Source organism: Streptococcaceae bacterium ESL0687 (genome assembly GCA_029392475.1).
Taxonomy (GTDB): Bacteria; Bacillota; Bacilli; order Lactobacillales; family Streptococcaceae; genus Floricoccus.
The window spans coordinates 314,127-327,422 of the sequence record CP113940.1; the positions used below are offsets into that span (position 1 = coordinate 314,127).

Sequence of the window (13,296 nt, forward strand, 5' to 3'; positions counted from 1 at the left end):
GGGGATAAATGAAGAAGATAGAAGCGGTTATTCGAACTGAAAAACTGGAGGACCTTAAAGTTAAGTGGGCTGACAATAGTCATATAACAGGAATGACTGTTAGTCAGGTGCTTGGCTTTGGGGAACAAAAGGGCTTTAAGGAATACATTCGTGGTAAGGCCATTCAACCCATGCTCCTTGCTAGAGTAAAGGTGGAAATTATCTGCGCTGATAATCTAGTAGATCAAATAGTTGAAGAAATTTGCCAGGCTGTTTATACCGGTGAAGCAGGTGATGGAAAGATATTTGTTTCACCTGTTGAAAAAGTTATCAAAATTCGAACTGGCCAGGAAGAAAAAGACTAAGAAGGCAAAAAGAAGGGGGAGACTCCTTTTTTTGCTTAATTTTATATTTGTGTGGCAGGCTTATTAAAAGACGGTGATTTACCTTTTAAATTATCATGAAAAACTTGAAAAAACCTATCAAAAAAAGTAAACTCGTATATAGTAAGAGAAAGCGGTGGATGGTTACCATGAAAAAAATTTCAAAATTTCAAAATGAAAAAGTTTTGGTTTTAGGACTTGCCAAAAGTGGTGCAAGTGCAGCAAAAGTTCTTAATAGTTTAGGAGCCTTTGTCACAGTTAATGACGGTAAGAAAATTGATGAAAATGTTGAAGGGCAAGAGCTGCTAGAAAAAGGAATTAGAGTGATAAGCGGCAGTCATCCCCTTGAACTTCTTGATGAAGATTTTTCTCTAGTCGTGAAAAATCCAGGGATTCCTTATGAGAATCCAATGGTAGAAAAGGCTCTTTCTAAGGGTATTCCCGTTATAACTGAGGTTGAACTTGCCTATTTAATCAGCCAAGCAGATATAATTGGAATTACTGGATCAAATGGTAAGACTACAACCACCACCATGATTGCAGATATTTTAAACGCAGCAGGCCAGTCGGCCAAATTATCAGGAAATATTGGTTTCCCGGCTAGTGATGTGGCTTCTAAAGCTGAAAGTACAGATACTCTGGTTATGGAATTATCAAGTTTTCAGTTAATGGGCATAGATGAGTTTCATCCTCATATTGCATTAATTACTAATATTTTTTCTGCCCATTTGGACTATCATGGTAGCCAGGAAAATTATGAGGCCGCTAAGTGGCGGATTCAAAAAAATATGGATCAGGATGATTATTTGGTCCTAAATCATAATCAAAAACTTTTGAGAGACTTGGCGCAAAAGACAAAAGCTCAGGTTGTTTTCTTTTCTAGTACCGAAAAGGTTGACGGAGCTTATGCTCAAGAAGGAAAGATTTTTTACCGGGATGAGTATGTCATGGATGCGGCTGAACTTTCCCTTCCTGGGGAGCATAATCTTGAGAATGCTCTAGCGGCAATAGCTGTTACTAAATTAAAGGGTGCTTCAAATGCAGCTATCAAGGAAGTTTTATCTCATTTTTCTGGTGTAAAGCACCGTTTACAGTTTGTTGGAAGTATCAACGATATCAAATTTTATAACGATAGTAAGGCAACTAATATTTTAGCAACCCAAAAGGCCTTAAGTGGTTTTGCAAATGATAAACTATGGTTACTTGCTGGAGGACTTGACCGAGGCAATGGTTTTGAAGAATTAATTCCTGACGTTAAAGATCTAAAGGGAATGATTGTTTTTGGCCAAACTGCTCCTAAGTTAAAAGAACTTGCCGAGAATCAGGGTATTTTCTTACTGGAAACTAAGGATGTAGCTGAAGCAGTTAAGGTAGCCTATGACCATGCTCAAGCCGGTGATACCGTTCTTCTTAGTCCTGCCAATGCTAGTTGGGATCAATATCCTAATTTTGAAATTCGTGGAGATATTTTCATTAAAGAGGTCGAAAAGATAAAGGAAAATTTATGAAAATAGTAGTAACTGGTGGAGGTACAGGAGGTCACATCTATCCAGCTTTAGCTTTTATTAGATATTTAAAAAACGTGGAATCTGAGCTTGAGGTCTTATATGTTGGAACCAAGCATGGTCTTGAAAGTAAATTGGTTCCTGAGGTTGGGATTGATTTTGAAACTGTAGATGTTCAGGCCTTTAAAAGAAGTTTTGATGTCTCTAACTTAAAAACTGCCTATAAATTTGTTAAATCGATTGGTGAGGCCAAGGGTATCTTAAAGGACTTCAATCCTGACATTGTACTAGGTATGGGTGGCTACGCTTCTGCACCGATTGTCTATGCGGCAGCCCAACTTGCTATTCCTACTGTCCTGCATGAACAAGATAGTATTCCAGGGCTGACCAATAAATTTTTAAGTGGTTCAGCTCGAAAGATTGCCTTAGGCTTCCAAGGAACAGCCCAGTACTTTCCAGAGGATAAGGCAGTTTACACTGGAAATCCTAGGGCTCAAGAGGTTGCTGATCTCTACGCACCAGGTGCTTTAGGGGTTTTTAACATGTCGACTGAGAGAAAGACCGTTTTAATCTTTGGTGGCTCAAGGGGTGCTTTCACAATAAATGAAGCCATGCTTGATGTTCTACCGAAATTCATAGGCAAAAGCTATCAGGTTGTTTATGTGGCTGGTGAAACTTATTACCGGGAATTTGAACAGGCCTTTAAGGAGTATGAGGAAGAGGACAATATTGCAGTTGTTCCTTATATTTCAAATATGTCAGAAATTATGTCAAATGTTGATCTTTTAGTAAGTCGGGCCGGAGCAACAACTATTGCCGAAGCTACGGCTTTAGGTCTTCCGTCAATCTTAATCCCAAGCCCACATGATCCAGGTAACCACCAGGAGAAAAATGCTGAAACTTTAGAAAAAACAGGAGCAGCAGAGGTTATTTTGGATTCAGAGCTTACAGGGGATAGAATTTTATTAGAAGTTGAAAAAATATTTTCTAATGAATCAGTTTACAGAAAGATGTCTGAGGCATCGCTTAGAGAAGGAGTACCAGACTCAAATATTCGCTTACACCAAGTGATTAAAAGTTGTTTAGTATAAAATAAAAATATGTCAAAAAAAAGAAATAAAAAAGAAGAAAATAAAGAAACTGAAGAGAGTAAAGAATTAAGTCCCTGGCAGCAGAAGCATTTGGAATATGAAGCTGAGCAAAGGGAAAAAAATAAATTGTTGGAAGAAGAAGCTTTAGCAGCAGCTGAAAAAATGGCAAAAGAGGCTGAGGCAGTAGTCCAAACTTCGGATGAAGATTCTATTGAAGCTAGTGAAGAGCAGTCAGATCAATCCGTTGAAGATTTGGAAGGTCAGGAAGAAATTGTAGATGATTTGCTATCTCCTACTCCTAAGGAAAAAAGAGATAAAATCTTTCCGGTCTTTAAAAAGATGTGGGGCTTTTTTCTAGTCTTCTTCCTAATTTTTGGGGCAAGTATTTATTTTGCTAGCCCTTATAGTAAGGTTGGAAAATTTCAAGTTAAGGGTGAGGCAAGTGAGAGCGTAGAAGCCTTGGCTGAGGCCTCTGGAATTCGGTTGAATGACAAGATAATTCATATTTATGCCCATAGAAGTCGCATTGAACAAGCTATTTCAAAAAGTTTTCCAAGAGTTGAATCAACAAAGCTTACTGTAGCCTTTCCCAACAAGGTTTTGGTATCAGTCAAGGAATATCCAGTTATTGCCTATGTTAAGCACGGAGATGACTACTATCCTGTTCTTTCAAGTGGTTCTTACCTTACAACCGATAAACTCACAGAAGATAAGATTGATAAAAAATTTCCTTTACTTGTTGAAATAACAGATGAAACTGAGGTTAAGCAGTTTGTAAAAGCTTATACTGGTTTAACAGAGGAAATCAGTAGTCAAATTGCCCGAGTTGAAAAAACACCAACCAAGGCAACCTCAGATTTACTAACGATTGATTTGAGAGATGGAAATAGAATCCTTGTTCCTCTAAGTGAAATGAGCCTTAAACTTCCCTATTATCCAAGTGTTAAGGAAAGTTTAACAGAGGTGAGTGATATCGATATGGAAGCTGGAATATTTTCTTACGCTAAGGGTAATCCACCAGCAAAAGAAAGCAGTGATGAAAAAACTACTGAGGATAAAACAAATCAAGATACAAGTAATGAAGGTAACAACACAGAAAATCATTCAGAAACGAGTGAAAGTCAAACCCAATCTTCAGACCATTAATATAAATAAGCCAGGGAGATAGATTTTATCTCCCTTTTTTAATTTAATTTGGATAAAAATTTCCCTAACTAGTAAGACAGGATATTTTTTGGTAAAATGTAACTTGCGTCTGATTCTAAGCAAAGTTGAGCTCATTTTTAATGGGTTGACCTTTGTCTAGAAAGGCGTAGATAAAGAAAAAAGGTGAAAAAATGTCAAAAAAAGTTTTTGAAACAGAATTTTACGGACGCCCTCTAATCGTCGAAGTTGGTCAAGTTGCCAAGCAGGCAAATGGGGCTGCAGTGATTCGCTACGGGGAAACAACAGTTCTAACAGCAGCGACCATGAGCAAGGAGATGAAGGACGGTGGTTTCTTCCCGCTTCAGGTCAACTATGAGGAAAAGATGTATGCTGCTGGGAAAATCCCAGGAGGATTTAACAAGCGTGAAGGACGTGCTTCAACAGATGCTACCCTTAATGCCCGTCTGATTGACCGTCCAATCCGTCCAATGTTTGCTGAAGGTTTCCGCAATGAGGTTCAGGTTATCAACACTGTCCTTTCATACGACGAGAATGCTACAGCTGCCATGACTGCCATGTTTGGGTCAAGTCTTGCCTTATCAATTTCAGACATCCCATTCAACGGCCCAATCGCTGGAGTTGAGGTCGGCTACATTGATGGTGAGATTATCATCAACCCAACTGAGGCCCAAAAAGAAGTAAGTCTTCTAGACCTTTCAGTAGCCGGAAACCGCGATGCCATCAACATGGTTGAGTCGGGTGCCAAAGAGCTATCTGAAGAAATCATGCTTGAAGCTCTTCTTCGTGGTCATGAGGCTGTAATTGAACTTATCGAATTCCAGGATAAGATTGTCGCTGAAGTTGGAAAAGTTAAAGCTGAAGTTGAACTTCTTCAAGTTGATGCAGACCTTCAGGCTGAAATCGTTGAAAAATACAATGCAGACCTCCAAGCAGCTGTTCAAGTTGAAGAAAAACTGGCCCGTGAAGATGCTACAAACGAAGTACGCGACCGTGTAATCGCTGAATACGAGGAAAAATTCGCTGAAGATGAAAACTTCACCCGCATCATGCGCGAGGTTAATGAAATCCTTGAAATCATGGAGCACACTGAGGTTCGCCGTCTAATCACTGAAGACAAGGTTCGTCCTGACGGTCGTAAGATTGACGAAATCCGTCCTCTTGACGCTGAAATTGACTTCCTACCTAAGGTTCACGGATCAGGTCTATTCACCCGTGGACAAACTCAGGCCCTTTCAGTCCTAACACTTGCCCCAATGAGTGAAGCTCAAGTAATTGACGGACTTGGTGAAGAGTACAAAAAACGTTTCATGCACCACTATAACTTCCCTCAATATTCAGTTGGATCAACAGGACGTTACGGGGCTCCAGGACGCCGTGAAATCGGTCACGGGGCTCTTGGTGAACGTGCTCTTGAGCAGGTTATGCCTTCAGTTGAAGACTTCCCATATGCCATCCGTCTGGTGGCTGAGGTCCTTGAATCAAATGGATCAAGCTCACAGGCTTCAATCTGTGCCGGAACTCTTGCCCTTATGGCAGGTGGAGTGCCAATCAAGGCACCAGTTGCAGGGATTGCCATGGGTCTAATCTCTGACGGTGAAAACTACACAGTTCTTACAGATATCCAGGGTCTTGAAGACCATTTTGGGGACATGGACTTCAAGGTCGCTGGAACCCGCGATGGAATTACAGCCCTTCAAATGGATATCAAGATTGACGGAATCACTCCGCAAATCCTGACAGAGGCCCTTGAACAGGCTAAACGTGCCCGCTTTGAAATTCTCGATGTAATTGAAAATACAATTGCTGCCCCTCGTCCAGAACTGGCGCCAACTGCTCCAAAAATTGAAACCATGCAGATCGACGTTGACAAGATTAAACTTGTTATCGGTAAGGGTGGGGAAACAATCGACAAGATTATCGCTGAAACTGGTGTTAAAATCGACATCGATGAAGACGGACTCGTTGCCATTTTCTCAAGTGACGCGGCTGCCATCAAACGTGCCATGGAAATCATCGAGGCAATCGTCAAGGTGGCAAAAGTTGGCGACATCTACGATGCCAAGGTTACAAGAATCGAGAAATTCGGAGCCTTCGTTAATTTATTTGGATCGACAAATGCCCTCCTTCACATTTCAGAACTTGACTGGGCTAAAACAGACAAGGTCGAAGACGTGGTGAATATTGGTGAAACAATCAAGGTTAAGGTTACTAAGCTTGATGACCGTGGAAGAATTGACGTTAGCCACAAGGTTCTTATCCCACGCGCAGATGAAGACTAGTTAAGAGAGTAAAAGAAAATGAAAGTTTTCTTTTACTTTTTCGTATCTGAGGAGTTTTTGGGGTCTGGGCTTGACCCCTCAAAAAAGATTTTAGAGAACAAGAGAGATTGATATGATTAAACTTTACAATACAATGACCCGTGAAAAGGAAGAGTTCAAACCGCTTGAAGATGGCAAGGTTAAGATGTATGTTTGTGGGCCAACAGTTTATAATTACATTCACATTGGGAATGCCAGAAGCGTGGTTGCCTTTGACACCATCAGGAAGTATCTGGAGTATCGCGGTTTTGAGGTTGACTACATCTCAAACTTCACAGACGTTGACGACAAGATTATCAATGCTGCCCGTGAAGCTGGTATTGACATCAAGGATTTAACTGATAATTTTATTGATGCCTTCTTTAAGGATGTGGCAAGTCTTGGAGTCAAAAAGGCCAACCAGCATCCGAGGGTTATGGACTTTATGGATGAAATCCTAGGCTTCGTTTCAGAGCTGATTACCAAGGGTTTTGCCTATGAATCAGATGGAGATGTCTACTTTAGGGTCCGTAAATTCCCAAATTACGGGGCCCTAGCTGGAAAAAATCTTGACGAGCTTGAAGAGGGAGCCAGCGGCCGAGTTTCAGCTGACTCTCTAAAAGAAGATCCATTGGACTTTGCCCTTTGGAAGTCAGCAAGTGATGATGAACCTGCCTGGGAAAGCCCGTGGGGTCTAGGACGTCCTGGGTGGCACATTGAATGTTCGGTCATGGCGACAGAACTTCTTGGTGACACAATAGACATCCACGGGGGTGGTCAGGACCTTGAGTTTCCTCATCACACCAATGAAATTGCCCAGTCTGAAAGCAAGACTGGTAAAACCTTTGCCAACTACTGGCTGCACAATGGATTTGTGACCACAGCCACTGGGGAGAAGATGAGTAAGTCTCTGGGTAACTTTAAGACAGTCCATGACATGCTTGATATTGTGGATCCGCAGGTTCTAAGATTTTTCTTAACCACAACCCACTATCGACGTCCCCTTCTCTTTTCAGACAGCAGCATCCAGGATGCAGAGAACAATTTTGCCAAAATCAAGACAGCCTATGAGAACATGGAGTTTGACCTTTCAAAGGGCAACTCAGTCCAAAATGAGAAAGAGATTGATCACTTCAGAAAGATCTTTACCGAGGCCATGGATGATGACTTCAATATCGCAAATGGCCTAACTGTTTTCTATGACTTTATCCGTTTTGTCAACTCTGGTAATGCAAGTCTTGCTGCCCTTGCCTTTTTCGATGAGGTGCTGACAATCCTTGGCCTTGAATTCACATCTCCAGGACTTTTGGACTCAGATATTGATGCAAAAATTGAGGAGCGCGAGCTTGCGCGCAAGAACCGTGACTTTGCTTTGGCGGACAAGATCCGTGACGAGCTCCGTGAGGAGGGAATCATTCTCGAAGATACTAAAGAAGGTGTGAGGTGGCGTCGTGGCTAAGGTTGACGTTAAATTAATAAACGGGATTGCTCTAGCCTATGCAGGAGATGCAATCTATGAGGTCTATGTGCGTGATTACTTGATTCATCAGGGATTGACTAAACCAAATCGGCTACATAAATCGGCTACCAAATTTGTTTCAGCCAAGGCCCAGGCTTGGTTAATCAGCCAGATGGAAGAGGAGAATCTTCTGACTGAAGAAGAGTGGACCTACTTTAAACGGGGCAGAAACGCCAACAGTAAGACCAAGGCCAAGAATGCAGACATTTTAACCTACCGGGTTTCGACAGGTTTTGAAGCAGTGCTTGGCTATCTGCACCTGACTGGTCAAGACATCCGTCTGACTGAAGTTATTGATTGGTGCATTAATCGTGTTGAAAGTCAGGAAAATCAAGCGAATTAGCTAGAAATTATATCAAATAAAATCTTGTGCTATAATAGGGCATAGGATTTTATTTATTTACAGACAGGAAAAACAATGAAAAAAAATAACAGTAATAGAAATGATCGCAAGAGCAATTATCAGGGAAAATCAAATTCCCGAGGCCCTAAAAAGTCTTTTGACCGTAAGAATTCAAGTGGTCCTAAAAGAGACTATGACAACTATAAAAAACCAGTCGATAACCGTAGGGCCGACTATGAAGAAGTAGTCGTTGAAGAAACACCAAATGACATGGTTTACGGGGTTCATGCAGTTCGTGAAGCCTTAAATGCAGGAACTGGAAATAAACTTTATATTCAGGCCGACCTAAAGGGGAAAAATCTAGAAGAAATGAAGGCCTTGGCTGGGGACAAGAAGGTTTCAATCTCCTTTGAGAAAAAAGCTGATTTAGATAAGATGACTGACCGCGGTGTCCACCAAGGTTTTGTCCTAAAGACTAGTGCCTATGCCTATGCTGAACTTTCTGATCTTTTGGAAAAGGCAGCAGGAGAAGATAATCCCTTCATCCTGATTCTTGACGGCCTAACTGATCCCCATAATTTAGGATCAATTCTTAGGACAGCTGATGCTACAGGAGTTACTGGAATTGTCATTCCAAAGCACCGGGCAGTTGGAATCACACCGACTGCTGTTAAGGCTAGTACGGGGGCTGTTGAACATGTGCCAGTAGCCCGTGTTACCAACCTAAGTCAAACTCTTGATAAATTAAAGGAAGCTGGTTTTTGGATTTTTGGTACCGATATGAAGGGGACAAATTACACCAAATGGAATACAGCAGGGAAAATTGCTCTGATTATCGGTAGTGAAGGTAAGGGAGTTTCTGCTGGAATTAAGAAGCAGGTGGATGAGATGGTGACCATCCCAATGACCGGTCATGTTCAAAGTTTAAATGCTGGTGTAGCTAGTGCTATACTTATGTATGAGGTGGCAAGAAAAAGAGGATTTTAATGAAAAAACAACTACTAATTGTTGATGGTTACAACATGATTGGAGCCTGGAAAAAGACTAGGCAAGCCTTTCAACATAATCGCCTAGAAGAAGCCAGAGATTACCTGCTGGAAAAGTTATCTGAATATGCTAATTTTGAGGGGATTGAAGTAGTTTGTGTTTTTGATGCCCAATATGTCCCAGGTGTACGGACCTCTTTTAAAAAATATAATGTTTTAGTTATTTTTACCGAGGAGGATGAGACGGCAGATTCTTATATTGAACGTTTGGCGGGCGAATGCAATGATATCTTGACCCAGGTTTATGTGGCTACCAGTGATTTAGCTGAACAATGGGTTGTTTTTAGTCAGGGGGCAGCTCGTATTTCTGCTCGCGAACTTGAAAAACTCGTAAGTGTTGGGAAAAGTGAGTTGAAAAATTATACAAATTCTTTGGTTGAAACAAAGCCTAGGGCTAATCAGTGGACAGATGAACAGATTAGTCAATTAAAGGATTTGATGAATAATTTAGAGTAATTAATTAGCTCAAAGTAAACAAATTTTTATGTAAGAGGTTAGTGAAAATAATATTTAGAAAAACAGGGTAAGTTATTGCTTTACTGGCTCAGTATGTTAAAATACTGAATGAGTGTTAATATCTTAGACTAGGAATATTATCTACTTTACTAACTAAAAAATGTAACTTTAATGAAGAGGAAAGGAGTCACTTTGATGGCCAAAAGTGGACTTTTTACGGGTATTGATATTGGAACCAACACAATTAAGGTGTTAGTTGCCGAATATATCCGTGGTGATATGAATATAATTGGTGTGGGTAATGCCAAAAGTGAAGGTTTGAAAAATGGAATTATAGTTGACATTGATAAGGTGTCAGAATCTATTAAAAAAGCAGTCGAAGCAGCTGAAGAACGCTCAGGTGTGAAGATTACAGGGGTAAATGTTGGACTTCCTGCTAATATGCTAGAAGTTGATTTCTGCCAAGGAATGATTCCAATTTCAAATGGTTCAAAGGAAATAACAGATAAAGATGTAGAACAGGTTGTTGACAATGCGCTTTTACGCAGCGTTTTACCTGAAAGAGAGATTGTTGCTGTACTTCCTAAAGAATTTACAGTTGATGGATTTGAAGGGATTACAGATCCTCGTGGTATGTTTGGGGTTCGCCTTGAAATGAAGGGCCTCCTTTATACAGGACCAAGAACCATTATTCATAATCTTCGTAAATCGATTGAACGTGCTGGCCTATTTGTAGAAAACATTGTAATAAGTCCATTATCTCTTACAAGTTATGTTCTTAGTGAGGGCGAACGCGAATTTGGTACTACAATTGTTGACCTTGGAGCGGGACAAACTTCAATTATGAGCATCAAAGATCAAAACCTACAGTATCTTGATGTGAGTCCTGAAGGGGGCGACTACGCTACCAAAGATATTTCGACTGTTTTAAATACAACTGTTGAAATTGCTGAAGACTTAAAAGTTAACTACGGTGAAGCAAGTACAAGTCGTGCAAGTAAAGATGAGCGTTTCCTAGTTGATGTAGTTGGAAAAAATGAACCTGAGGCCATTGATGAATACTACCTATCACAAATTCTTGAAGCTCGTTTAACTCAAATTTTTGATAGAGTGAAAAGAAACCTTAAGGATAATCATGTAAATGAATATCCAGGCGGGATTGTTCTACTTGGTGGCGGTGCTGCTATGCCAGGTATTGTTGAATTGGCAAGCCAAGTACTAGGTACTAATGTTCGTTTATTTGTACCAGCTGAAATGGGATTAAGAAATCCAATCTTTGCTAATGTATTAAGTATCGTTGATTATGTTGGTAGTAGAAGTGATATTGACAGTTTAGTCCAGGCTTCAGTTGTGAAGCAAGAAACCTATACAGAAGACCTTTCAATGGTCGGTCAAGATAAGGTATTTCTTGACAGTTCTGACTTGGAAGAAGAATATACTGAACCAGTGGCTACTGATTTTGAAGAGTCAGTTCAGGAAGAAAAACATAATAAAAAAGATGGTGGATTAGTTCACCGGTTAAAAGACATGTTTTCTAGCATGTTTGATTAAGAGGAGAGATAAACATGGAATTTTTATTTGATGGTGATCAACAAGGTGCAGTAATCAAGGTTATTGGTGTTGGTGGAGGTGGTGGTAACGCCATCAACCGCATGGTCGAAGAACAAGTTGGTGGTGTAGAATTCATCGCAGCAAACACAGACGTTCAAGCTCTACGTTCTTCAAAGGCTGACACTGTTATCCAAATCGGTCCAAAACTTACTCGTGGACTTGGTGCTGGAGCTGTTCCTGAGGTTGGAAGAAAAGCTGCTGAAGAAAGTGAAGAAGTAATTGAAGAAGCTCTTGCTGGAAGTGATATGGTCTTTATCACTGCTGGTATGGGTGGTGGAACTGGTACAGGTGCTGCACCGGTTATCGCTGGAATCGCAAAACGCTTAGGTGCACTTACTGTTGGTGTTGTAACTCGTCCGTTTGGTTTTGAAGGATCAAAACGTGGTTACCATGCCGCTGAAGGTATTGCTGAACTTAAAGAGAATGTTGATACTCTACTTATCATTTCAAACAACAACCTGCTTGAAATCGTTGACAAGAAGACTCCGCTTACAGAAGCTCTTCGCGAAGCAGATAACGTTCTTCGTCAAGGTGTTCAAGGGATTACTGACCTTATTACAAGCCCAGGTATGATTAACCTTGACTTTGCTGACGTTAAAACAGTAATGGCAAACAAAGGTGATGCTCTTATGGGTATTGGGATTGCTGAAGGTGACGACCGTGTTATCGAGGCTACTCGTCAAGCCATTTACTCACCACTACTTGAAACAACAATTGATGGAGCTGAAAATGTTCTTCTAAACGTTACAGGTGGTCTTGATATGTCTCTATCTGAAGCACAAGATGCATCAGAAATCGTTATCCAAGCAGCAGGTCATGATGTAAATATCTTACTTGGAACTGCCATTGACGATAGTCTCCAAGGTGAAATTCGTGTTACAGTTGTAGCAACTGGTGTTGACAAGGAAGAAGTTAAACGTGTTGTTAACCAAAAAGCAGAACAACCACGTCGCCGTGTTCTAGGAACTTCTGCAGGAGACAACTCAGCAAGTAACGATGTTCGTCGTAAAGAAACTAAGGTTGTTAGCCAAAACCAAAATCAAAAATCAGCTTTTGGTGAATGGGACTTACGTCGTGATTCAAACCAATCACGTCCAAACCAAGCAACTGGTCGTGATGAACAGACATCAATCAGCAAATTTAATGTACCAAATCAAACCACTCAAACTGAGGAAGATAATTTGGATACACCACCATTTTTCCGTAATAAATAATTATGACAATAGCGGAGAATGTGCAAGCTGTTCTCTGTAAACTGAAAAAAATCGAAAATCAAGCAGGTCGTGCAGAGGGTTCAGTAACAGTAGTCGGAGTGACTAAATATGTAGATGAATCCGCTGCACGACAACTTGTAGATGCTGGAATTAATAATTTAGCGGAAAATCGAGTTGATTTATTTCTTGATAAATATCAATCTTTGAAAGATTTAGATATAACCTGGCATCTGATTGGAAGTTTACAAAGACGAAAAGTAAAAGATGTCATAAACTATGTTGATTACTTTCATGCCTTGGACTCAGTAAAACTTGCTAGGGAGATTTCAAAAAGGGCGCACCACCCGGTAAACTGCTTCCTACAGGTTAATGTATCTGAAGAAGAAAGTAAGCATGGTTTTCTAGTTAATGAGGTAGAAAAGGCTATCCTTGAGATAAATGATCTACCAAATGTTAGGATAGTTGGTCTTATGACCATGGCACCCTTTAGTGCTACAAAAGAGGAGCTTGATTTAATTTTTTCCAAGACGCAAGCTCTTCAGCAGGCTATCAGCAGTTTAAATCTGGAAAATGTGCCCTGTACTGAATTAAGTATGGGAATGAGTAGAGATTATCAAGAAGCAGTTGAAAATGGTGCAACTTTTATTAGAATTGGGAGTGAGTTTTTTAAGGGACTAAATTGATT

The 13,296-nt window shown here is 40.4% G+C and carries 12 protein-coding genes; all 12 read left to right on the top strand.

Annotated elements, in window-relative coordinates:
• The first annotated feature begins 8 nt into the window (after positions 1–8).
• The 12 genes from OZX60_01690 to OZX60_01745 all read left to right on the top strand — a co-directional run bounded on the left by OZX60_01690 (position 9) and on the right by OZX60_01745 (position 13,294).
• The gene (locus OZX60_01690) at positions 9–344 is read left to right on the top strand and encodes a P-II family nitrogen regulator (protein WEV45484.1); all 336 of its coding nucleotides are present in this window, start codon (positions 9–11) and stop codon (positions 342–344) included.
• Between the two features lie 167 nt (positions 345–511).
• Complete coding sequence (gene murD, locus OZX60_01695) at positions 512–1,870, top strand: UDP-N-acetylmuramoyl-L-alanine--D-glutamate ligase (protein ID WEV45485.1); 1,359 nt, start codon at positions 512–514, stop codon at positions 1,868–1,870.
• A complete protein-coding gene (murG, locus tag OZX60_01700; protein WEV45486.1) occupies positions 1,867–2,958 on the top strand; it encodes an undecaprenyldiphospho-muramoylpentapeptide beta-N-acetylglucosaminyltransferase in 1,092 nt (363 codons plus the stop codon). Before murD ends, murG begins: the two co-directional genes overlap by 4 nt.
• Before the next feature lie 9 nt (positions 2,959–2,967).
• Positions 2,968–4,104, top strand: coding sequence for an FtsQ-type POTRA domain-containing protein (locus OZX60_01705; GenBank protein WEV45487.1), 1,137 nt, complete (start codon positions 2,968–2,970; stop codon positions 4,102–4,104).
• A 191-nt stretch (positions 4,105–4,295) separates the two neighbouring features.
• Complete coding sequence (gene pnp / locus OZX60_01710) at positions 4,296–6,404, top strand: polyribonucleotide nucleotidyltransferase (protein WEV45488.1); 2,109 nt, start codon at positions 4,296–4,298, stop codon at positions 6,402–6,404.
• 112 nt (positions 6,405–6,516) lie between these two features.
• Entirely contained in the window at positions 6,517–7,881 is a 1,365-nt protein-coding gene (gene cysS / locus OZX60_01715; GenBank protein WEV45489.1) for a cysteine--tRNA ligase, read from the top strand.
• Positions 7,874–8,284: a Mini-ribonuclease 3 gene (locus OZX60_01720; protein ID WEV45490.1), complete on the top strand. Its 411-nt coding sequence runs from the start codon at positions 7,874–7,876 to the stop codon at positions 8,282–8,284. Before cysS ends, OZX60_01720 begins: the two co-directional genes overlap by 8 nt.
• Positions 8,285–8,554: 270 nt before the next feature.
• Entirely contained in the window at positions 8,555–9,271 is a 717-nt protein-coding gene (rlmB, locus tag OZX60_01725; protein WEV45860.1) for a 23S rRNA (guanosine(2251)-2'-O)-methyltransferase RlmB, read from the top strand.
• Positions 9,271–9,786 (top strand): NYN domain-containing protein, encoded by a 516-nt coding sequence (locus OZX60_01730; protein WEV45491.1) that lies wholly within the window; start codon positions 9,271–9,273, stop codon positions 9,784–9,786. The genes rlmB and OZX60_01730 overlap by 1 nt, the downstream gene beginning before the upstream one ends.
• 195 nt (positions 9,787–9,981) lie before the next feature.
• On the top strand, positions 9,982–11,337 hold the full coding sequence (ftsA, locus tag OZX60_01735; protein WEV45492.1) for a cell division protein FtsA: 1,356 nt from the start codon (positions 9,982–9,984) through the stop codon (positions 11,335–11,337).
• A gap of 14 nt (positions 11,338–11,351) precedes the next feature.
• The gene (ftsZ, locus tag OZX60_01740) at positions 11,352–12,611 is read left to right on the top strand and encodes a cell division protein FtsZ (GenBank protein ID WEV45493.1); all 1,260 of its coding nucleotides are present in this window, start codon (positions 11,352–11,354) and stop codon (positions 12,609–12,611) included.
• A 2-nt stretch (positions 12,612–12,613) separates the two neighbouring features.
• Complete coding sequence (locus OZX60_01745; protein ID WEV45494.1) at positions 12,614–13,294, top strand: YggS family pyridoxal phosphate-dependent enzyme; 681 nt, start codon at positions 12,614–12,616, stop codon at positions 13,292–13,294.
• Positions 13,295–13,296 lie beyond the last annotated feature (2 nt).

Excerpts from the sequence above, each read along its gene's own strand:
- OZX60_01690 (WEV45484.1), top strand. The coding sequence starts at position 9 with ATGAAGAAGATAGAAGCGGTTATTCGAACTGAAAAACTGGAGGACCTT.
- murD (WEV45485.1), top strand. The coding sequence starts at position 512 with ATGAAAAAAATTTCAAAATTTCAAAATGAAAAAGTTTTGGTTTTAGGA.
- murG (WEV45486.1), top strand. The coding sequence starts at position 1,867 with ATGAAAATAGTAGTAACTGGTGGAGGTACAGGAGGTCACATCTATCCA.
- OZX60_01705 (WEV45487.1), top strand. The coding sequence starts at position 2,968 with ATGTCAAAAAAAAGAAATAAAAAAGAAGAAAATAAAGAAACTGAAGAG.
- pnp (WEV45488.1), top strand. The coding sequence starts at position 4,296 with ATGTCAAAAAAAGTTTTTGAAACAGAATTTTACGGACGCCCTCTAATC.
- cysS (WEV45489.1), top strand. The coding sequence starts at position 6,517 with ATGATTAAACTTTACAATACAATGACCCGTGAAAAGGAAGAGTTCAAA.
- rlmB (WEV45860.1), top strand. The coding sequence starts at position 8,555 with ATGGTTTACGGGGTTCATGCAGTTCGTGAAGCCTTAAATGCAGGAACT.
- OZX60_01730 (WEV45491.1), top strand. The coding sequence starts at position 9,271 with ATGAAAAAACAACTACTAATTGTTGATGGTTACAACATGATTGGAGCC.
- ftsA (WEV45492.1), top strand. The coding sequence starts at position 9,982 with ATGGCCAAAAGTGGACTTTTTACGGGTATTGATATTGGAACCAACACA.
- ftsZ (WEV45493.1), top strand. The coding sequence starts at position 11,352 with ATGGAATTTTTATTTGATGGTGATCAACAAGGTGCAGTAATCAAGGTT.
- OZX60_01745 (WEV45494.1), top strand. The coding sequence starts at position 12,614 with ATGACAATAGCGGAGAATGTGCAAGCTGTTCTCTGTAAACTGAAAAAA.